Source organism: Paraburkholderia sp. RAU6.4a, from assembly GCF_050435625.1.
Taxonomy (GTDB): Bacteria; Pseudomonadota; Gammaproteobacteria; order Burkholderiales; family Burkholderiaceae; genus Paraburkholderia; species Paraburkholderia tuberum.
On the sequence record NZ_JBNDKQ010000002.1, the window covers coordinates 1270892 to 1289208 of the forward strand.

Consider the following 18317-nt stretch of genomic DNA (forward strand, 5'->3'; position numbering starts at 1 on the left):
CGGCATGACTGCTTTCGACGTACGCATCGGCATCAACCCGCTGTCGTGGATGAACGACGACCTGCCGTCGCTCGGCGGCGAGACGCCGCTCGAAGTCGCGCTGACCGAGGGTCGCCAGATCGGCTATCAGGGCTTCGAACTCGGCAACAAGTTTCCTCGCGAGCCGCAAGCGCTGAAAACGCTCCTCGCGCAATACGACCTCGCGCTCGTGTCCGGCTGGTACTCGGGACAACTGGCCAGGCGCAGCGTCGCCGAAGAAATCGACGCGGTCGGCGCGCATCTGGAGTTGCTCGCGCAGAACGGCGCGACCGTGATGGTGTATGGCGAAGTCGCCGATTCGATCCAGGGCGCGCCGCGCCCGCTGTATCAACGGCCGCGCTTTTTCAGCGACGCGCAATGGGCCGGCTACGCGGCACGCGTCGATGAATTCGCGCGTTATACGCTGAGTCGCGGCGTGCGGCTCGCCTATCATCATCATATGGGCGCGTACGTCGAAACGCCGGCCGACGTCGATCAGTTGATGGCGCGCACCGGCGACGCGGTCGGCCTGCTGTTCGACGCCGGGCACATCACGTTGGCGGGCGGCGATCCGTTGGCCGTGCTCGACCAACACATCGCGCGCGTTTGCCACGTGCACTGCAAGGACGTGCGCCCCGCCGTGATGAAGCTCGCCCGCAATCGCAACTGGAGTTTTCTGGATGCGGTGATCGCCGGTGCGTTCACGGTGCCCGGCGACGGCGCGGTCGATTTTCCGGCGCTGATCGACCGGTTGAAGCGGCACGGTTATTGCGGCTGGCTCGTCGTCGAAGCGGAGCAGGACCCGGTGGTCGCGCCGCCGTTCGACTATGCGCAGAAGGGATATGGAACTTTGCGGGCGCTCGTCGATGCGCCGCTCGGCAAGGAGGCAGCATGAGCTTATTAGTGAAGGCAGAGCGCGAAGGCCAGACGATCGCGCGCGTGACGCCGCAGTCGGCCTGCTGGCGCTATGTGGGATTCGCCGCGTACCGGCTCGGCGCGAACGAACTCGTCTACGTGTTCGAGCCGGCGCGTGAAGCGTGCATCGTCGTGCTGAGCGGCGCGGTCGATATCGAAACGCCGGGCACGACGTGGAGCTCGCTCGGTTCACGCGACAGCGTGTTCGAAGACGCGGCGCCGTACGCGGTGTATGTGCCGCCGAATGTGCGCGCGACGGTGCGCGCATGCCGCGACGCGGAGATCGGTGTCGCGAGCGCGCCGGCCAGGGGCGAGTATCCGGCGCGGCTGATCGAGCCGGCGTCGATGAAGCGCTCGACGCGCGGTAAGGCGCTGAATACGCGTTACGTATGCGACATTCTTCCGCACACCGAGCCGGCGGAATCGCTGCTGGTGGTCGAAGTGAGAACGCCGGGCGGTCACGCGTCGAGCTACCCGCCGCACAAGCACGACACCGACAATATCCCGCTCGAAAGCTCGCTCGAAGAAACCTATTACCACCGGCTCGATCCGCCGCAAGGCTTCGCATTCCAACGCGTGTACACCGACTCACGCGATATCGACGAATCGATGGCCGTCGAGGATCACGACGTCGTGATGGTGCCGCGCGGCTATCACCCGGTCATCGTGCCGTACGGCTACGACTCGTATTATCTGAACGTGATGGCGGGCAGCCAGCGGGTCTGGCATTTCCATAACGATCCGGCGCACGAATGGATCATCAACAAGGATGCTTGACTAATTTGTTCGTAGTCGCGCGTCAGCCAACCCCGAGCCATTCGCGCATCACGTCGTCGCGCGACATAAACGACGCCAGCGCGCCGTCGAACACGATCTCGCCGTGCCCCATCACCGCGACGCGGCACGCGATGTCCCGCGCGATCACGAGCCGCTGCTCGATCAGCAACATCGCGACGCCACGCTCGCGCAGCGCGTGCAGACAGGCGGCGACCTGCTGCATCACGAGACTCGCGAGACCTTCGCCGGGCTCGTCGATCAACAGCAGATCGGGATCTCCGAGCAGCGCCCGCGCGAGCGCGAGCATCTGTTGCTCGCCGCCCGACAGCGCGCCGGCGCGCGTGCGCTTGCGCCCGGCGAGCACGGGAAAAAGCGCGTACGCGTCGTCGAGCGTGAAGCGCGGCGCGCGGCCGCGCGCACGCGATGCGGCAGCCGGCGCAATGCCGAGCAGCAGGTTTTCATGCACGCTCAGCGCGGCGAACACGTCGCGATGCTCGGCCACATAGCCGAGCCCGAGCCGCGCGATCTCGAACGTGCGCCGACCGGCGAGCGAACGCCCCGCGAAACGCAGTTCGCCCTCGCAGCGCACGAGGCCCATGATCGCGCGTGCGAGCGTCGAGCGGCCCGAGCCGTTGCGGCCGACCAGCGCGACCACTTCGCCGGGCTCGATGCTCAGCGTGACGCCGTGCAACGCCTGGCTCGCGCCATACCACGCATTCAGGTCGCAAATGTCGAGCAGCGCGCTCATCGGCCTGCTCCGTGGTCCGGTTCATCACCCGCCCGCGCGCCTGAGCCGACGTCGAAGCGTTCACCCAGATACGCGGCCCGTACCGCCGCGTCGGCGCGAATCGCGGCCGGCGATCCACTTGCGATGATGCGCCCTTGCACCAGCACCGAAATGCGATCGGCGATCGCGAACACCGCATCCATGTCGTGCTCGACCATCAGCAGCGTGCGGCCGGCGGTGGTGTCGCGGATCAGCTCGATCGCGCGTGCCGCTTCCGCGCGGTTCATGCCCGCCGTCGGTTCGTCGAGCAGCAGCGTGTGCGCGCCGCCCGCGAGCGCGATGCCGAGGTCGAGCGCGCGCTGCTCCGCGTAGCTGAGCGTGCCGGCCGCGACGTCGCGGCGCGCGCCGAGGCCGACCGCGTCGAGCACGTCGGCCGCGCGCGCATCGACCGCGGCCGTGCCGGTCAGACGCTGCCACCAGCGCGTGCGATCGCGCTCGGCAAGCTGCGCCGCGCAGCGCAGGTTGTCGAACACTGATAGCCGCGCGAACACGCTGGTGCTCTGAAAGCTGCGCGCGAGGCCACGGCGCGCGATCGCGGCCGGCGCGAGCCGCGTGATGTCCGCGCCGAACAGGTCGATACGCCCCGCGCTCGGCCGCGCGCCGCCCCCGATCAGGTTGAACAGCGTGGACTTGCCCGCGCCGTTCGGGCCGATCAGCGCGTGCCGCTCGCCTGGCTCGATCGCGAGATCGACGCCGCGCAGAATTTGCGTCGAGCCGAAACGCTTTTCGATGCCGTGGAGCGCGAGTGCGGGGATCATCGTGCGGCTCCGGGGAATCGTGCCGCGCGTGCGTGGGCCGTGACGCGCGCATGCGCGCGCAGCGCATGGCGCGTGGTCAGCGCAGCCAGAGCGGCGAGCGCAACGAGCGCCAGCGCAAGAGGAAGCGGCGACAGCGGCGGCGCGACGGTGACATCGGTACCCGCGCCAGCGCCCGCACCTGCACCGGCGCCGAACCATGCGCCGAACAACCCACCTGAAGCCGCACCTTCGTCCGCGCCGAACTGCGCCGCATAGGCCCACTGCACCGCGAACACGATGGCCGCGAGCCACAGCAACCCCGCCGCCGCGCTCCACCAATACGCGGCGCGACAACGTCGCCAGCCGTTGGCGGCAATCCGCGCCGTCTGCCGCGAGGCAAAGCCGGCGAGCCCATCCGGCGCGGCCAGCACGACGACGACGAAAAACAGCCCGAGATAGAACAGCCACGCCCGCGTGACACTGGCGACCACCACGCTGAAAAACGTCAGCACGATCGCCCCCGCGACCGGCCCGAAGAACGCCGCCGTGCCGCCGATCACGGTCGCGATCAGCACCGCGCCCGAGCGCATCATGCCGACGCTCTCAGTCGATACGAGCTCGATATTGATCAGCCCGAGCGTGCCCGCGACGCCCGCGAAAAACGCCGACAGCACGATCACGCCATAGCGAACCCGCCGCGGATAGCAGCCGATCGCCGCCGCGCGCGCCGGGTTGTCGCGCACAGCGTTCGCGAGCCGCATGAACGGTGTGCGCGACAGCGCGAACATCGCGACACTGGCGACGACGCACCAAAGCGCGATCAGCGCATAGGCCTCGCGCGCCGGACCGAAGCTCCAGCCGCCGAAGAGTGGCCCGCTCGCGCGATCGATCGCGACGCCCGCCTCGCCGCCGAACCAGCCCGGCAGCGTCCACGCGGCCGCGACGACGAGCTCGCCGAGACCGAGCGTGATCATCGCGAATGCGGTGCCGGCACGGCGCGTCGCGATGAAGCCGAACAGCACGCCGCACAGCGCGCCGCCGATGCCGCCGACCAACGGCAGCAGCACCAGCGGCATGCCGCCCGCGTTGAACACCCGCGCGGCGATCAACGCGCCAAGCCCCGCATAAGCGGCGTGCCCGAACGACAGCAGCCCGGTCCCGCCGAGCAGCAGGTTGTACGACAGCGCGAACACGATCATCGTCGCGCTTTGCGCGAGATAGCCGAGCAGCCAGCCGTGCGGCCAGATGAAAGGCGGTACGGCCAGAAAGGCGACGAGCGCGAGCCACGGCGCGAGCGCACGGCCGCCCCCGCGAGGCGGCACCTCGCTTTCCAGCGCGCTTGACGACCCGCTCCGCTTACGCATGATCGTCACGCCGTCCGAACAGCCCGCGCGGCCTCGTCGCCAGCACCGCGACGAGCAGCAGGTAAGGCAGCAGCGGCGCCAGTTGCGCGAGCGTCAGCGCATCCCATGCGGGCGGCAGCACGGCGCCGGCGAGCGACACCACGTCGCCCAACGACAGATCGCTCGCGACCGCCAGCGTTTGCAGGCACCCCACCAGCAGCGACGCGACGAGCGCCCCGCTCAGCGACCCGAGCCCGCCGATCACGACGACGACGAACACGATCGAGCCGAGCGACTCCGCCATCGCCGGCTCGATGACGAACAGCGGCGCGCCGATCACGCCGGCCAGCGCGGCGAGCGCGGTGCCGGCCGCGAACACGCCGGTGAACACGCGCGGCACGTCGTGCCCGAGCGCTTCGACGGCCTGCGCATGCGTGAGCGCGGCGCGCACGATCAAGCCCGTCTTCGACACGCGCAGCATCGCGACGAGCGCCGCGAGCATCGCGAGCGACACCGCCATCATGAACGCGCGGTAGCGCGTGAAGACCGCACCGTACAGCGAGAACAGCGGACCGTCGAGCACCGCCGGAATCCTCGCCGACAGCGAACCGAGCCCCCAGCCGAGCTTGACGAATTCGCCGAGCAGATAGGCCGCGCCGAACGTCAGCAGCAGTTCGGGCAGATGCCCGTGCCCGCGCCCGCGCACGCGCCGCAGCAGCCAGCGTTCGAGCGCCGCGCCGAGCAGCCCGACGAGGAGCGGCGCAACCACCAACGCGCTCCAGAAGCCGGCGCGCGCCGCCACCGAAAAGCCGACGTACGCGCCGAGCATATAGAAGCTCGCATGCGCGAAGTTGAGCACGCCGAGCATGCTGAAGATCAGCGTCAGCCCGGCCGACAGCATGAACAGCAACAGCCCGTAGCTCAGGCCGTTGAGCAGAGTGATGATGAACGACTGCACGCGTCTAGTCCGCCGGCCCGACGACGCACAACGGTTCGAGCGCCGCGCGCAGCTCGGCGGGCAGGTTCACGGGACGGCGCGTCGCGCGATCCACGTAGACGTGCACGAAGTGCCCTTGCGCGGCGGGCTCGGCGTCGCCGTCACGAAATAGCCCCACCTCGTAGCGCACGCTCGACGCGCCGAGCCGCGCGACGCGCAAGCCCGCGTCGATGCGATCGGGAAACACGAGCGGCGCGAAGTAGTTGCACTGCGTCTCGACGACCAGCCCGATCGTCGTGCCGTGTTCGAAATCGAGTACGCGCGCGCGGACCAGATACTCGTTCACGACGGTGTCGAAATAGCTGTAGTAGACGACGTTGTTCACGTGGCCGTAGACGTCGTTGTCCATCCAGCGCGTGGTGATCGGCAGGAAGTGCGGGTACGCGGCGCGGCCGGCGGGGGCGGGTTTGTTCATCGGACGTGGCGGTGGGTGGAGGCGAGGATCACAGCGACTCGGTCAGCATGCGGCGATAGTCGTCGGCGCTCGCCTCGCGCGGATTCGTGCGATGACAATGGTCGACCAGCGCGCCCTGCACGACCTTGTCGAACATGCTTTCGTCGACGCCCATTTGCCTGAGGCCGGTCGGCAGTCCAAGCCGCGCCGTCATGTCGAACAGCGCCTGCGCGAGATCCGTATGCTCGGGCACCCCCATCACGCGACGCATGCGCGCATAGCGACGCTCGGCCACCACGCTCGGCGCGCGCTCGTTGAAGCGCAGCACCGCGGGCAGCACGACCGCGTTCAGCGTGCCGTGATGCAGCGACGTGCGGCCGTTCACCTTCAGGCCGCCCAGCGGATGCGACAGCGAGTGCACACAGCCGAGGCCCTTCTGGAACGCCATCCCGCCCTGCATCGACGCGCTCATCATGTTCAGGCGCGCCTCGCGATCGCGGCCGTCCGCGCACGCGCGCTCGATGCTGTGCCACGCGCGTTCGAGGCCGTCGAGCGCGATACCGTCGGCGGGCGGATTGAAGGCCGGCGCGAGGAAGGTCTCGATGCAATGCGCGATCGCGTCCATGCCGGTCGCGGCGGTCAGCCCCGGCGGCAGGCCGAGCGTGAGACCGGGATCGCACAGCGCCGATTTCGGCAGGAGATTCCACGAGTGAAAGCCGAGCTTGCGGCCGTCGTTCAGGATCACGATCGCGCCGCGCGCGACTTCGCTGCCAGTGCCGGCCGTGGTCGGAATCGCAATCAGCGGCGCGACGGCGTCGGTGATCTTCGCGCTGCCGCCTTCGATCGTCGCGTACTGCGTGAGCGGCCCCGGATGCGTGGCCGCGATCGCGACGCCCTTCGCGAGATCGATCGACGAACCGCCGCCCACCGCGATCAGCCCGTCGCAGCGCTCGTCGCGATACACCTGGGCGGCCGCGAGCACCATTTCCTCGGTCGGGTTCGACGGCGTGTCGTCGAACAGCGGCACGTCGCCGAGCTTCAGCGCGTCGAGTGCCTGCCGCGCAATGCCGGCCGCGACGACGCCCTTGTCGCTGATCACCAGAGGCCGCTCGATGCCGATGCGCGTGCACTCGGACGACAGTTGCGACAGTGCGTCGTAGCCCAGATGAATATGGGTCAGGTAGTAGATGTAGGCCATGCCGTTTTCTCCCTGAGCGTGCGCTCATTGACCGCCGATTGACGTGGATGATCGGTTCGGTGATGCGTCGATGGATGTGCCGAGTCGTGTGGTGTCGCGTGCGTTGTGGGCTGTCTCCATGTTGGCTGTGATTTCTGCGTCGGCTGTGTGCTGGCTAATGTTGCGGCTCGATGGGCCGAACGCCTCACTGCCCCGGCCGCTCGACGAATTCGAACGGCAACCCGCGTCGCCGCATCCATTCGCCGAGCGCCTGGCCGGTGCCCGCGCGCCACGGCCGCAGCTTCGCGGGCTCGACGAGCCGGTATTCGAGCAGTTCGGGCGACAGCGCGATCGTCCCATGCGCCTTTACGTGATACGCGATGATCAGCTCGTTCTTGCGGATGAATTCGTACACGCCGATCAGCTCGACCGACCCGGCGTGCAGCGACGTCTCCTCCATTACTTCGCGCGCGATGCCCTGCTCCGGCGTCTCGCCGTTTTCGAGGAAGCCGGTGATCAGCGCGAACATGCCCTCGGGCCACGCGGCATTGCGCGCAAGCAGGATCTTGCCCTCGTACTCGACGATCGCCGCGACGACCGGCAGCGGATTATTCCAATGGACGTAGCCGCACTCGGTATCGGGACAGCTCTGACGGACGCGGCCGCCCTCGTGGTCGGGGTCGGCGCGTTCGGTCAAGGGTTTCGCGCAGCGGGGACAGAATCGGTACTCGGTCATGGCGGGGGACGTCTCTTTGTTTCGTGTTTTCTGGCGGGGCGTAGTTGGGTGGCTTTGCGCGTGTGCCGAGTGGTGCATCGAGGCGCCGGTGGTAACTCGGGTTCCAGCAAGCTCACGCGTCTTCCATCACGCGACGCACAGCTCACGCACGTCGGCGGCGAAACGCTCGACCGTGTCGGGCTGCGTGTCCCACGCGCACATCAGCCGGCAACCGCCCGCGCCGATGAACTCGTAGAACTTCCAGCCGCGCGCGCGCATCGCCTTCGCGGCATGCGGCGGCAACTGCGCGAACACCGCGTTCGATTCGCTCGCAAACATGATGCTCACGCCGGGGATTTCCTGCAACCGCGTCTCCAGCAGACGCGCCATCGCGTTCGCGTGACGCGCATTGCGCAACCACACGTCGTTGTCGAGCAGGCCGAGCCACGGCGCGGAGATGAAGCGCATCTTCGATGCGAGCTGCCCCGCCTGCTTCAGCCGATAGGCGAAATCGTCGGCGAGCGCGCGGTCGAAGAACACCACCGCCTCGCCGACCGGCAAGCCGTTCTTGGTGCCGCCGAAACACAGCACGTCGACGCCCGCGCGCCATGTGATTTCCGACGGATGCACGTCGAGCGCGGCGACCGCGTTCGCGAAGCGCGCGCCGTCCATGTGCACCTTCAGATGACGACGCTTCGCGATCGCCGCGATGGCGCGCACTTCCTCGACGCTGTAGACGGTGCCGACCTCGGTGGACTGCGTCAGCGTGACGACCTTGGGCTTCGGATAGTGGATATCGGCGCGCCGCGTGACGATGGACTCGATCGCATCGGGCGTGAGCTTGCCGGCGATGCCCGGCGCCGTCAGCAGTTTCGAGCCGCCCGAAAAGAACTCGGGACCGCCGCACTCGTCGGTCTCGATGTGCGCGAGTTCGTGGCAAATCACCGAGTGGTACGACTGGCACAGCGACGCGAGCGCGAGCGAATTGGCCGCCGTGCCGTTGAACACGAAGAACACTTCGCAATCGGTCTGAAACAGGTCGCGCAGACGGTCGCAGACCTGGTTGGTCCAGGAGTCGTCGCCGTAGGACGGCTCGTGGCCGCTGTTGTTGGCTGCGATCAGCGCGTCGAGCGCTTCGGGACAGATGCCGGCGTAGTTGTCGGACGCGAAATGTTGCATGGTCGAGCGACGCGCCCGGCGACAGGCGCGAGGGAATGACGGAAAGCGGTCATTTTAGTGCGCTCGTGCGAGATTTGTTTTCGCGTCTTAGCTGCAACCGCAATCCGGCATGCGGCCACGGCGCGGGCCACGCGGCACGCGCGTCACTGCGATCAGGCCCGCCGCCCCCGCCAGCAGCGCGCCCGCGGCAAGCCACAGCGCCAGCGAAAACGACCCCGTGTGCGCGGCAATCGGCGCGGCCACCAACGGACCCGCGATCTGACCGATGCCATAGGCCGCCGTCGCATAACCCATCAGCCCGGCCGCGTCGTCGCCGCGCAGACGCCGCGCCTCGCGCATCGCGAATAGCGTGATCGCGGTGAACGGCAGGCCGATCAGGATGCTGCCGAGCGAGAACCCGCCCGCCGTCGGCCATACGATGCCCAGCGCGATGCCGAGCGCCTGCAGCACATACGAGCCCGCGAGCAGCGCGCGGTTGTCCCAATGCACGGGCAAACGCGCGGCGAGCAACGCGCCGACGATCAGCGCCGCACCGAACATCGGCCAGAACAGGTCCGGCCACGCCGAGCCCGGCAACGCGTGGCGCGCGATGACCGGCAAAAAGGTCGCGGTGATGATGTAGCCGAAGCCCGGGATACCGTAGAGCACGACCAGCCAGAACGCGTCGGCGCGGTGGACGGCATGGCTCGTCTGAATGCCGGCCGTACGAGGCGGCTGGTTTGCGCTGGCGCGCGATCCGGTGGCGGGCTTTGCGGTTGCGGAGCTTGCAGCGGCAGGCTTCGCTGTTCCCGCACGCCGCGCTTCGCCAAACACCGGCCACACCAGCACCGACAGCACCGCGCCGATCACCGCAAAGCCGATCCATCCGACCACCGCGCCATAGCCGCCCGCGACGCTGACCAGCAAGCCGGTGCCGACGATGCCCAAGCCCGGCCCCGTATAGATGACGCCGCTCCACGCCTGCGCGCCGAGTTCGGCGAGCCGCCGCAAGCCCCACTGCGACGCGAACACGAAGGTCCATGCGCTGACCGCGCCGGCGACGAAGCGCACCAGCGCCCACACCCAGAACTGGCCGGTGACGCCCATCGCGAGCGTCAGCAGCACGGTCGCGGCGAGTCCGACGCGCACCATCCGCGCGGGCTCGACCCGCAGCGCCGCGCAGGTCATCGCGCCGGCGAAATAGCCGGCGTAATTGAACGACGCGAGCCAGCCGCCATGCTGGATATCGATCTGCGGCTGGCCGAGTGCGGCGCCGTGCAGCATCAGCGGCAGCAGCGGCGTGAATGCGAAGCGCCCGATACCGAGCGCGACGGCCAGCGTGACCATGCAGGCGAGCGCCGCGCGCCGGGCGGCGTGCGGCTCGTGGAAGCGCGGGTACGCGTGGGAAGCGAGATCGTTCATGATCGGACGGTCAATCGGCGATGGTATGAATCCATATTAGCTTGACCTTTAAATCACGAAAAATGAATAATTACGATGTTATTCATCGCCGGGAGAGAATCATGGATCTGGCCGCTTTGACCATCTTTCGCGCGGTCGTGCGCGAAAACGGCGTGACGCGCGCCGCGGCGAAGCTCAATCGCGTGCAATCGAACGTGACCACGCGCATCAAGCAGCTCGAGGAGCAGCTCGGCACCGAGCTGTTCATCCGCGACGGCCGCCGCCTCGTGCTGACGCCGGCCGGCGAGACGCTGCTGCCCTACGCGGAACGGCTGCTCGCGCTCGCCGACGAGGCCCGGCACGCGGTGCGCGAGGATCGTCCGAGCGGGCGTCTGCGTCTCGGCACGATGGAAAGCGTCGCGGCGACGCGTCTGCCGGGCCTGCTCGCGCAATATCACCAGCAATGGCCGGCCGTCGAACTGGAATTGGAGACCGGCACGACCGGCAGGCTGATCGAGCGGGTGCGCGAGTTCGAGGTCGATGCGGCGCTGGTCGCGACGCCGCTCGATCCGGCCACGCTCGGCGATCTGTTCGAGACCGTGCCGATCTTCCGCGAGGAACTCGTGATGCTGACGCCGCGCGGTCATCGGCCGATCCGCGAAGTGCGCGACATCGCGCTATCGACGCTGATCGCGTTCGAGCGGGGCTGCGCTTATCGCGCGTATATCGAGAAGTGGTATCTGGAGCACGGCACGCGGCCGCAACGGGTGCTGGAGCTCGGCTCGTATCACGCGATCGTCGCGTGCGTGGCGGCCGGCGCGGGCGTCGCGGTCGCACCGCGCTCGGTGCTCGATCTGGCGACCGACAGGAGCAATATCGCGGTGCACGAATTGCCCGATATCGGCATGATCGACACGCTGCTGGTGTGGCGACGCGGGCATTTTTCGTCGGCGCTCAATGCGCTGCGACGCACGCTGGTGGCGTCGCAGGAAGGGACGGCCGAGGTGGATGCGGTGGCGTCCGCGGATGCGAATGTGGTCTGATCGTTGAATCCGCCCCGCCGACCAGGTTCGACGCAACCCGGTCGGCTTCGGCAAAAGCGAAGGGGCCACGCAACGCGCCAGTCCTGCTGGCGCACCGCGTGGCCCCTTCGTCGAACCCGGCTCGACTTCGCGTCGAGCCGGACTCAACCGACCATCAGAATCAAAGCTGCCCTTCGACCCAGCCCTTGACGCCCGCGAGCGCCGCCGGCAGGTTGGCCGGCTCGGTACCGCCGGCCTGCGCCATGTCCGGACGGCCGCCGCCCTTGCCGCCCACCTGCTGGGCCACGAAGTTGACCAGTTCGCCCGCCTTGACCTTCTTGCTGGCGTCGGCGGTCACACCCGCGATCAGGCTGACCTTGCCGCCTTCCACCGACGCGAGCACGATCGCCGCGCTCTTCAGCTTGTCCTTGAGCTTGTCGACCGTTTCGCGCAGCGTCTTCACGTCCGCGCCTTCGAGCGTCGCCGCGAGCACATGCACGCCGCCGACTTCGATCGCCTGGCCCGCGAGTTCGTCGCCCTGGCTCGACGCCATCTTCGACTTCAGCGCGCCCAGTTCCTTCTCGAGCGCCTTCACCTGGTCTTGCACCTGGCCGATGCGCTGCGTGAGTTCCGCCGGTTGTGCCTTCAGCACGGCCGCGGCCGCGTTGACGCGCGCTTCGAGCTCCTGCACGTAGCGCACCGCGTTGTCGCCGGTGATCGCCTCGACGCGACGGATACCGGCCGCGACGCCACCTTCCATCACGATCTTGAAGAAACCGATGTCGCCCGAGCGATTCACGTGCGTACCGCCGCACAGCTCGCGCGAGAAGCCGAGGTCGAGCACGCGCACTTCGTCGCCGTACTTTTCGCCGAACAGCGCCATTGCGCCGCCCTTCACCGCCTCGTCGTACGACATCACACGCACGATGCCGGGCGCGTTCGCCAGCACTTCGGCGTTGACGATTTCCTCGACGCGGCGGATCTGCGTGTCCGTCATCGGCGCGTTGTGCGCGAAGTCGAAGCGGGTCTTGTCGGCGTCGACGAGCGAGCCCTTCTGCTGCACGTGCGAACCGAGCACTTCGCGCAACGCCTTGTGCATCAGGTGCGTGGCCGAGTGGTTGCGCGCCGTGCGGGCGCGGCGCACCGCGTCGATTTCGGCCTTGACGATGTCGCCGAGCTTCAGCGTGCCCTGCTCGAGCGTGCCGTGGTGGCCGACCACGTCGGCCCGAACCTTCAGCGTATCGACGACCGCAAAGCGCGTGCTGGCGTTCGCGAGCACGCCCTGGTCGCCGACCTGGCCGCCCGACTCCGCGTAGAACGGCGTGTGATCGAGCACGACGACCGCCTGCTGGCCGGCCTGCGCCTGCTGCACCGACGCGCCATCGACGTACAGCGCGACGACCTTTGCGTCGTCGAAGACGATTTCTTCGTAGCCGTGGAAGGTGGTCTTCGCACCCGAGTATTCGAGGCCCTGCGCCATCTTGAACTTGCCCGCCGCGCGAGCCTGCTCGCGCTGACGCGCCATCGCGTCGTCGAACGCGGATTCGTCGACCGTCACTTCGCGCTCGCGGCAGACGTCCGCGGTCAGGTCGAGCGGGAAGCCGTAGGTGTCGTGCAGCTTGAACGCGAGTTCGCCGTCGAGCGTCTTGCCGCTGGTTTTGCCACCTGCGGCGTCGAGATCGGCCAAAGCGGCTTCGAGAATCGACATGCCGTGTTCGATCGTCTCGAAGAAGCGCTCTTCTTCCTGACGCAGCACGTCGGTCACGCGCTGCTCGGCCTGCTTCAGTTCAGGGTAAGCGTCGCCCATCTGCGCGACCAGGTCGGCGACGAGGCGATGGAAGAACGAACCCTTCTTGCCGAGCTTGTAGCCGTGGCGGATCGCGCGGCGCACGATACGGCGCAGCACGTAGCCGCGGCCTTCGTTGCCCGGAATCACGCCGTCGACGATCAGGAACGAGCACGCGCGGATGTGATCGGCGATCACCTTCAGCGAGTTGTTGCCCAGATCGGTCACGCCGGTTTCGCGGCCAGCGGCTTGAATAAGCGCCTGGAACAGGTCGATCTCGTAGTTGCTGTGCACGTGCTGCAGCACCGCGGCGATGCGCTCGAGGCCCATGCCGGTGTCCACGCATTGCTTCGGCAGCGGCGTCATGTTGCCCTGCGCGTCGCGGTTGAACTGCATGAACACGAGGTTCCAGATTTCGATGTAGCGGTCGCCGTCTTCCTCGGGCGATCCCGGCGGCCCGCCCCACACGTCCGGGCCGTGGTCGTAGAAGATTTCCGAGCACGGGCCGCACGGGCCGGTGTCGGCCATCTGCCAGAAGTTGTCCGATGCGTAGCGCGCGCCCTTGTTGTCGCCGATGCGGACGATGCGCTCGACCGGCACGCCCACTTCCTTCGCCCAGATGTCGTGCGCTTCGTCGTCTTCCTGGTAGACGGTGACCCAGAGCTTGTCTTTGGGCAGTTGGTAGACGCCGGTCAGCAGCTCCCACGCGTAGTGGATCGCGTCGCGCTTGAAGTAGTCGCCGAACGAGAAGTTGCCGAGCATCTCGAAGAACGTGTGGTGACGCGCGGTGTAGCCGACGTTCTCGAGGTCGTTGTGCTTGCCGCCGGCGCGCACGCTGCGCTGCGCTGTCGTGGCCCGCGAATACGGACGCGATTCCGCGCCGAGGAACACATCTTTGAACTGCACCATCCCCGAATTGGTGAAGAGCAGTGTCGGGTCGTTGCCGGGCACGAGGCTCGACGAACGGACGATCGTATGGCCCTTCGATTCGAAGAACTTGAGGAATTTCTCGCGGATTTCAGCGGCTTTCATAGCGGGCGGGGGGCGGTCCTGACGGTTCCTGACGGAGACTGGCGGTCGGTGGGATGCGCCAACTGTCTGTTTCTTTAAACGACTGATTATACGGGATCGGCAAGCGCGCGCGGCACCGCGCGCCGCCTGGTTGGCGCTCGCGTGTTCGCTCGTCCGATCCGCGCCATGACGTTCGGCTGACTGCGCCCGCGAGCGCGAATCGCTTAAGATGACTTCCACGAGACTTCGCGCGAAATAACGCATGGCAGCTCGCCGCGCGGCCTGCAACCATCAGGAGACATTCAGGAACATGGGCGCTCTCAGTCACATCCGCGTGCTGGATCTCACCCGCGTGCTCGCCGGTCCGTGGTGCGCGCAGACGCTCGCCGATTTCGGCGCCGACGTCATCAAGATCGAACGCCCCGAGGTCGGCGACGACACGCGCCACTGGGGGCCTCCCTATCTGAAAACGCCGGACGGCGCGGACACGCGCGAGGCCGCCTACTATCTCGCGGCGAACCGCAACAAGCGCTCGGTCACGCTCGACATCGCGTCGCCCGAGGGTCAGCGGATCGTGCGCGAACTGGCCGCGCAAAGCGACGTCGTGCTCGAGAACTACAAGGTCGGCCAGTTGAAGAAGTACGGCCTCGACTATGACTCGCTCAAAGAGGTCAAGCCCGACCTGATCTACTGCTCGGTGACGGGCTTCGGGCAGACCGGCCCGTATGCGCAGCGCGCCGGTTACGACTTCATCGTGCAGGGGATCGGCGGCTTCATGAGCATCACCGGCGAGCGTGACGCTCAGCCGGGCGGCGGCCCGCAGAAGGCCGGCGTCGCGATCGCCGACCTGATGACCGGCATGTACTCGACGATCGCGGTGCTGACCGCGCTCACGCACCGCGACCGCACGGGCGTTGGCCAATACATCGACATGGCGCTGCTCGACGTGCAGGTCGCGATGCTCGCCAACATGAACTCGAACTATCTCGCGAGCGGCCAGCCGCCGGCGCGCTGGGGCAATGCGCATCCGAACATCGTGCCCTACCAGACCTTCCAGACCAGCGACGGCTGGATCATCGTCGCGGTCGGCAACGACGGACAGTTCCGCAAGTTCGTCGAAGTGGGCGGCCGCCCGGAACTCGGCGACGACGAGCGTTTCGCAACCAACCCCGCGCGCGTGCGCAACCGCGAACTGCTCGTGCCGATGCTCGCGGACATGGTCCGCCTGCAGGGCAAGCAGCAATGGATCGCAGCGCTCGAAGCGGCCGGCGTGCCGTGCGGGCCGATCAACAACCTCGACGAAGTGTTCGACAACGAGCAGGTGGTCGCGCGCGGTCTGCAGGTCGATCTGCCGCATCCGTCGGGCGGCACGGTCAAGCTCGTGCGCAACCCGATCACCATGACCGGCACGCCGCCGCAGGCGCTGAGCCATCCGCCGCTGCTCGGCGAGCATACCGAGCGGGTGCTGAGCGACGTGCTCGGATACGACGCGCAGACGATTGCCGAGTTGAAGCGCAAAGCGGTGATCTGATCGAGGAGGCGGCGAGACTCAGCGCATCGCCGTTAGCGAAGCCAGCCAGCCGCGCCCCTCGTCCCAATCGTCGAGACCGCTGTCGGCGTTGATGTGGCCGCGCGCGCCGATCCCGATCCAGCGGCTGCCCCACGCGTTCGCGCAGGTTCGTGAAAACGGCACGCCGCCATAAGGATCGTCGCTGCTCGCCACCACGATCGTCGCAAACGGCAGGCGGTTGAGCGGCACCGGCGCAAAGCCGCCCGCGTCCCTCGGGAAGTGCGCTTGGTCCGGATCGGGCACGGCGACCAGCAGCGCGCCGGCCACCTTCGCGAGCTGCGCCGCGCTTGCGTACTGCGAGGCCCAGAACGCCGTGGTCAGACAGCCGAGGCTGTGAGCGGCGAACACGACCGGCGCGTCCACGGCGTCAAGCGCGGCGGCCAGCGTGCGGCACCAGGCGTCGCGCGAAGGGTGGTCCCAGTCCGGCATCTGCACGCGGACGACCGCGGGATCGAGCGCTTCCCAGCGCGTTTGCCAGTGGCCTGGGCCGGAGTCCAGATAGCCCGGCAGTACGAGTGTGGTTGGTTGGTGTTCGCTCATCGTGCTTCCCCGTATTCGGCTTATCGCCCGCTCGCGGGATAGCGCGGCGGGCCGTCTACCGTATCACGCGTACCACGCCACCACCACGGGGATCGCTCGCGGGCTCGGGTGTCGTGCCGTCCACGCGGATCATCTGCACGTCGCCGTTGAACGACTGCTGCTCGACCGTGAAGCCGAGCGCCTTCAATTGCGTGGCGAGCTCATCCGGCGCGGGACGGTACGGCTCGAAGTAGATCGTCTTTGGCGGCAGCAGTTGATGATGGAAACGCATCACGGCGAGCGCGTCCGTCGGTGACATGTCGAAGTCGTACAGATTCGTCATCACCTGGAAGATCGTCGTCAGGATGCGAGAGCCGCCGGGCGTGCCGATCGCTAGCGCGATCTTGCCGTCCTTCAGCAGCAGCGTGGGCGTCATCGACGAAATCGGGCGGCGGCCCGGCGCGATCGCATCCGGCTCGGCATCGGCGGCGCCGGGTGTCGACGCCGCGCCCGTCGCGCCAGCGACGGCTGGCTTGATCACGAAATCGTCCATCGCATCGTTCAGCAGGAACCCGCCGCCGTCCACCACGACGCCCGAGCCGAAATCGCCGTTCAGCGTGTAGGTGTTCGACACCGCGTTGCCCCATTTGTCGACCACCGAGAAATGCGTGGTTTGCGCCTTCTCCGTCGCCGCGCCGCCGTCGACACCGGGTTTCACCGTCGCGGCAGCCGGCGCTTCGTCGGCTTTGACTTCGGCCGCGCGCTGCGCGAGGTAGGCGTCGTCGATCAGCTTCGCGACCGGCACCGGCGATGCGTCCGGGTCGCCGATATGGCGCTGCCGGTCCGCGAACACGCGATCCTCGATCTGCGCGATCAGATGGATGTACGGCGCTGAATTCAACGCAAGGCCGTCGAACGCCGGCTGCAGATCGGCCCGCATCTTCAGCATCTGGATCAGCCCGAGGCCGCCCGAGCTCGGCGGCGGCGCGGTGATCACGCGGTAGCCGTGCCAGTCGGCCGCGAGCGGCTCGCGCCACAGAGCCTTGTACTGGCTCAGATCCTGGCTCGTGATGAGGCCGTGGCCGTACATCTGCGCGGCGATCATTTGAGCGGTGCGGCCCTCGTAAAACTCGCGGCCGCCGTCGCTCGCGATCCGCCCCAGCGTCTGCGCGAGTTCCGGTTGGCGCAGCATCGCGCCCGCCTTCAGGTTCGCGAAGTAGGCGTCGAAATTGGTTTTGCCGGCGAAGCTCTTCGCGGCCGCGTCGCGTCGCTGCTGCAGCCGCGGGTCGACCTGGAAGCCGTCGGTCGCGTAATGGATCGCGGGCGCGAGCACCTGCTTCCATTTGAGCTTGCCGAAGCGCCGCTGCGCTTCCCACATGCCATCGACAGTGCCCGGCACGGCCACCGCGCGATGCCCGACCGTGCTGATGCCCGGCGCCACGTTGCCCTTGTCGTCGAGGTACATGTCGCGGGTCGCCTGCTGCGGCGCGCGCTCGCGATAGTCGAGAAAATACGGCTTGCCGTCGACCAGCAGCGTCATGAAACCGCCGCCGCCGAGGTTGCCCGCATCGGGCCGCGTGACGGCGAGCGTGAAGGCCATCGCGACCGCGGCATCGACCGCGTTGCCGCCTGCGGCGAAGATCTGCTGCGCGGTGTCAGCGCTGTAGCTATCCGGCGCGGCGACGGCCGACGCATCGAGCGCCGGCTTCGGCGCCGGTGTTTTCGCGGCGGCGGACAGCGGCGCGGCCACGTTCACGGCAAGCGCGGCAAACCAGGCCGAAGCGAGCAAACGACGGTTACGGCAAGAAAATCGGGCGCTAGCCAAAGCGCGGGCAAAGGGCGCGCGAAACGCGCCGTGCGTCGGGACAGACATCCGATAAAACTCCGGCAACGAGGCGAGCATGGCGCACGAGCAGCAGAGCCTCGTGCAGGAAGATGAAGGAAAGCGTGGACGGCTCGGGCAAGCCCGCCCCGCGCGAAGGCCCAGCAC

At 67.8% G+C, this 18317-nt stretch carries 16 protein-coding genes; 4 read left to right on the plus strand and 12 right to left on the minus strand.

The window, feature by feature from the left end; translation table 11 throughout:
- Positions 1 to 4 precede the first annotated feature (4 nt).
- Both iolE and iolB read left to right on the plus strand, forming a co-directional pair.
- Positions 5 to 913, plus strand: coding sequence for a myo-inosose-2 dehydratase (gene iolE, locus OKW40_RS10515; RefSeq protein ID WP_429489628.1), 909 nt, complete (start codon positions 5 to 7; stop codon positions 911 to 913).
- Positions 910 to 1710 (plus strand): 5-deoxy-glucuronate isomerase, encoded by an 801-nt coding sequence (iolB, locus tag OKW40_RS10520; RefSeq protein ID WP_429489630.1) that lies wholly within the window; start codon positions 910 to 912, stop codon positions 1708 to 1710. Before iolE ends, iolB begins: the two co-directional genes overlap by 4 nt.
- Positions 1711 to 1732: 22 nt before the next feature.
- Here iolB and OKW40_RS10525 read toward each other — a convergent pair whose 3' ends face one another.
- The 9 genes from OKW40_RS10525 to OKW40_RS10565 all read right to left on the minus strand — a co-directional run bounded on the left by OKW40_RS10525 (position 1733) and on the right by OKW40_RS10565 (position 10440).
- Complete coding sequence (locus OKW40_RS10525; protein ID WP_090801053.1) at positions 1733 to 2458, minus strand: ABC transporter ATP-binding protein; 726 nt, start codon at positions 2456 to 2458, stop codon at positions 1733 to 1735.
- Entirely contained in the window at positions 2455 to 3255 is an 801-nt protein-coding gene (locus OKW40_RS10530) for an ABC transporter ATP-binding protein (RefSeq protein ID WP_429489631.1), read from the minus strand. The genes OKW40_RS10525 and OKW40_RS10530 overlap by 4 nt, the downstream gene beginning before the upstream one ends.
- Entirely contained in the window at positions 3252 to 4598 is a 1347-nt protein-coding gene (locus tag OKW40_RS10535) for a branched-chain amino acid ABC transporter permease (RefSeq protein ID WP_429489633.1), read from the minus strand. Before OKW40_RS10535 ends, OKW40_RS10530 begins: the two co-directional genes overlap by 4 nt.
- Complete coding sequence (locus OKW40_RS10540) at positions 4591 to 5535, minus strand: branched-chain amino acid ABC transporter permease (RefSeq protein WP_429489635.1); 945 nt, start codon at positions 5533 to 5535, stop codon at positions 4591 to 4593. Before OKW40_RS10540 ends, OKW40_RS10535 begins: the two co-directional genes overlap by 8 nt.
- A gap of 4 nt (positions 5536 to 5539) precedes the next feature.
- A complete protein-coding gene (locus OKW40_RS10545) occupies positions 5540 to 5989 on the minus strand; it encodes an acyl-CoA thioesterase (RefSeq protein ID WP_429489637.1) in 450 nt (149 codons plus the stop codon).
- A gap of 28 nt (positions 5990 to 6017) precedes the next feature.
- Positions 6018 to 7166 carry an iron-containing alcohol dehydrogenase gene (locus OKW40_RS10550; protein WP_429489639.1) on the minus strand — a complete coding sequence of 383 codons (1149 nt, stop codon included), beginning with the start codon at positions 7164 to 7166 and terminating at the stop codon, positions 6018 to 6020.
- Between the two features lie 184 nt (positions 7167 to 7350).
- Entirely contained in the window at positions 7351 to 7881 is a 531-nt protein-coding gene (locus tag OKW40_RS10555; RefSeq protein WP_090801064.1) for an NUDIX domain-containing protein, read from the minus strand.
- A gap of 126 nt (positions 7882 to 8007) precedes the next feature.
- Positions 8008 to 9039, minus strand: coding sequence for a threonine aldolase family protein (locus OKW40_RS10560; RefSeq protein WP_429355872.1), 1032 nt, complete (start codon positions 9037 to 9039; stop codon positions 8008 to 8010).
- Positions 9040 to 9126: 87 nt separating this feature from the next.
- Positions 9127 to 10440, minus strand: a complete 1314-nt coding sequence (locus tag OKW40_RS10565) for a YbfB/YjiJ family MFS transporter (protein ID WP_429489641.1) — start codon at positions 10438 to 10440, stop codon at positions 9127 to 9129.
- 101 nt (positions 10441 to 10541) lie between these two features.
- On the opposite strand from OKW40_RS10565, the gene OKW40_RS10570 reads away from it, so the two are divergent.
- Positions 10542 to 11462, plus strand: coding sequence for a LysR family transcriptional regulator (locus OKW40_RS10570; protein WP_429489643.1), 921 nt, complete (start codon positions 10542 to 10544; stop codon positions 11460 to 11462).
- 160 nt (positions 11463 to 11622) lie between these two features.
- Here OKW40_RS10570 and alaS read toward each other — a convergent pair whose 3' ends face one another.
- Positions 11623 to 14259: an alanine--tRNA ligase gene (gene alaS / locus OKW40_RS10575; protein ID WP_429489645.1), complete on the minus strand. Its 2637-nt coding sequence runs from the start codon at positions 14257 to 14259 to the stop codon at positions 11623 to 11625.
- Between the two features lie 289 nt (positions 14260 to 14548).
- On the opposite strand from alaS, the gene OKW40_RS10580 reads away from it, so the two are divergent.
- Positions 14549 to 15769, plus strand: a complete 1221-nt coding sequence (locus OKW40_RS10580; protein ID WP_429491947.1) for a CaiB/BaiF CoA transferase family protein — start codon at positions 14549 to 14551, stop codon at positions 15767 to 15769.
- Positions 15770 to 15787: 18 nt separating this feature from the next.
- On the opposite strand, the gene OKW40_RS10585 is transcribed toward OKW40_RS10580, so the two are convergent.
- Positions 15788 to 16348: an RBBP9/YdeN family alpha/beta hydrolase gene (locus OKW40_RS10585; protein WP_429489647.1), complete on the minus strand. Its 561-nt coding sequence runs from the start codon at positions 16346 to 16348 to the stop codon at positions 15788 to 15790.
- Between the two features lie 55 nt (positions 16349 to 16403).
- On the minus strand, positions 16404 to 18200 hold the full coding sequence (ggt, locus tag OKW40_RS10590) for a gamma-glutamyltransferase (protein ID WP_429489649.1): 1797 nt from the start codon (positions 18198 to 18200) through the stop codon (positions 16404 to 16406).
- Positions 18201 to 18317: the final 117 nt, after the last annotated feature.

What these genes read in the sequence shown, in the direction of transcription:
- ggt (WP_429489649.1), bottom strand. Translation starts at nt 18,200, where the DNA reads ATGTCTGTCCCGACGCACGGCGCGTTTCGCGCGCCCTTTGCCCGCGCT.
- OKW40_RS10560 (WP_429355872.1), bottom strand. Translation starts at nt 9,039, where the DNA reads ATGCAACATTTCGCGTCCGACAACTACGCCGGCATCTGTCCCGAAGCG.
- OKW40_RS10585 (WP_429489647.1), bottom strand. Translation starts at nt 16,348, where the DNA reads ATGAGCGAACACCAACCAACCACACTCGTACTGCCGGGCTATCTGGAC.
- OKW40_RS10555 (WP_090801064.1), bottom strand. Translation starts at nt 7,881, where the DNA reads ATGACCGAGTACCGATTCTGTCCCCGCTGCGCGAAACCCTTGACCGAA.
- OKW40_RS10565 (WP_429489641.1), bottom strand. Translation starts at nt 10,440, where the DNA reads ATGAACGATCTCGCTTCCCACGCGTACCCGCGCTTCCACGAGCCGCAC.
- OKW40_RS10570 (WP_429489643.1), top strand. Translation starts at nt 10,542, where the DNA reads ATGGATCTGGCCGCTTTGACCATCTTTCGCGCGGTCGTGCGCGAAAAC.
- alaS (WP_429489645.1), bottom strand. Translation starts at nt 14,259, where the DNA reads ATGAAAGCCGCTGAAATCCGCGAGAAATTCCTCAAGTTCTTCGAATCG.
- OKW40_RS10545 (WP_429489637.1), bottom strand. Translation starts at nt 5,989, where the DNA reads ATGAACAAACCCGCCCCCGCCGGCCGCGCCGCGTACCCGCACTTCCTG.
- iolB (WP_429489630.1), top strand. Translation starts at nt 910, where the DNA reads ATGAGCTTATTAGTGAAGGCAGAGCGCGAAGGCCAGACGATCGCGCGC.
- iolE (WP_429489628.1), top strand. Translation starts at nt 5, where the DNA reads ATGACTGCTTTCGACGTACGCATCGGCATCAACCCGCTGTCGTGGATG.
- OKW40_RS10550 (WP_429489639.1), bottom strand. Translation starts at nt 7,166, where the DNA reads ATGGCCTACATCTACTACCTGACCCATATTCATCTGGGCTACGACGCA.
- OKW40_RS10535 (WP_429489633.1), bottom strand. Translation starts at nt 4,598, where the DNA reads ATGCGTAAGCGGAGCGGGTCGTCAAGCGCGCTGGAAAGCGAGGTGCCG.
- OKW40_RS10525 (WP_090801053.1), bottom strand. Translation starts at nt 2,458, where the DNA reads ATGAGCGCGCTGCTCGACATTTGCGACCTGAATGCGTGGTATGGCGCG.
- OKW40_RS10530 (WP_429489631.1), bottom strand. Translation starts at nt 3,255, where the DNA reads ATGATCCCCGCACTCGCGCTCCACGGCATCGAAAAGCGTTTCGGCTCG.
- OKW40_RS10580 (WP_429491947.1), top strand. Translation starts at nt 14,549, where the DNA reads ATGGGCGCTCTCAGTCACATCCGCGTGCTGGATCTCACCCGCGTGCTC.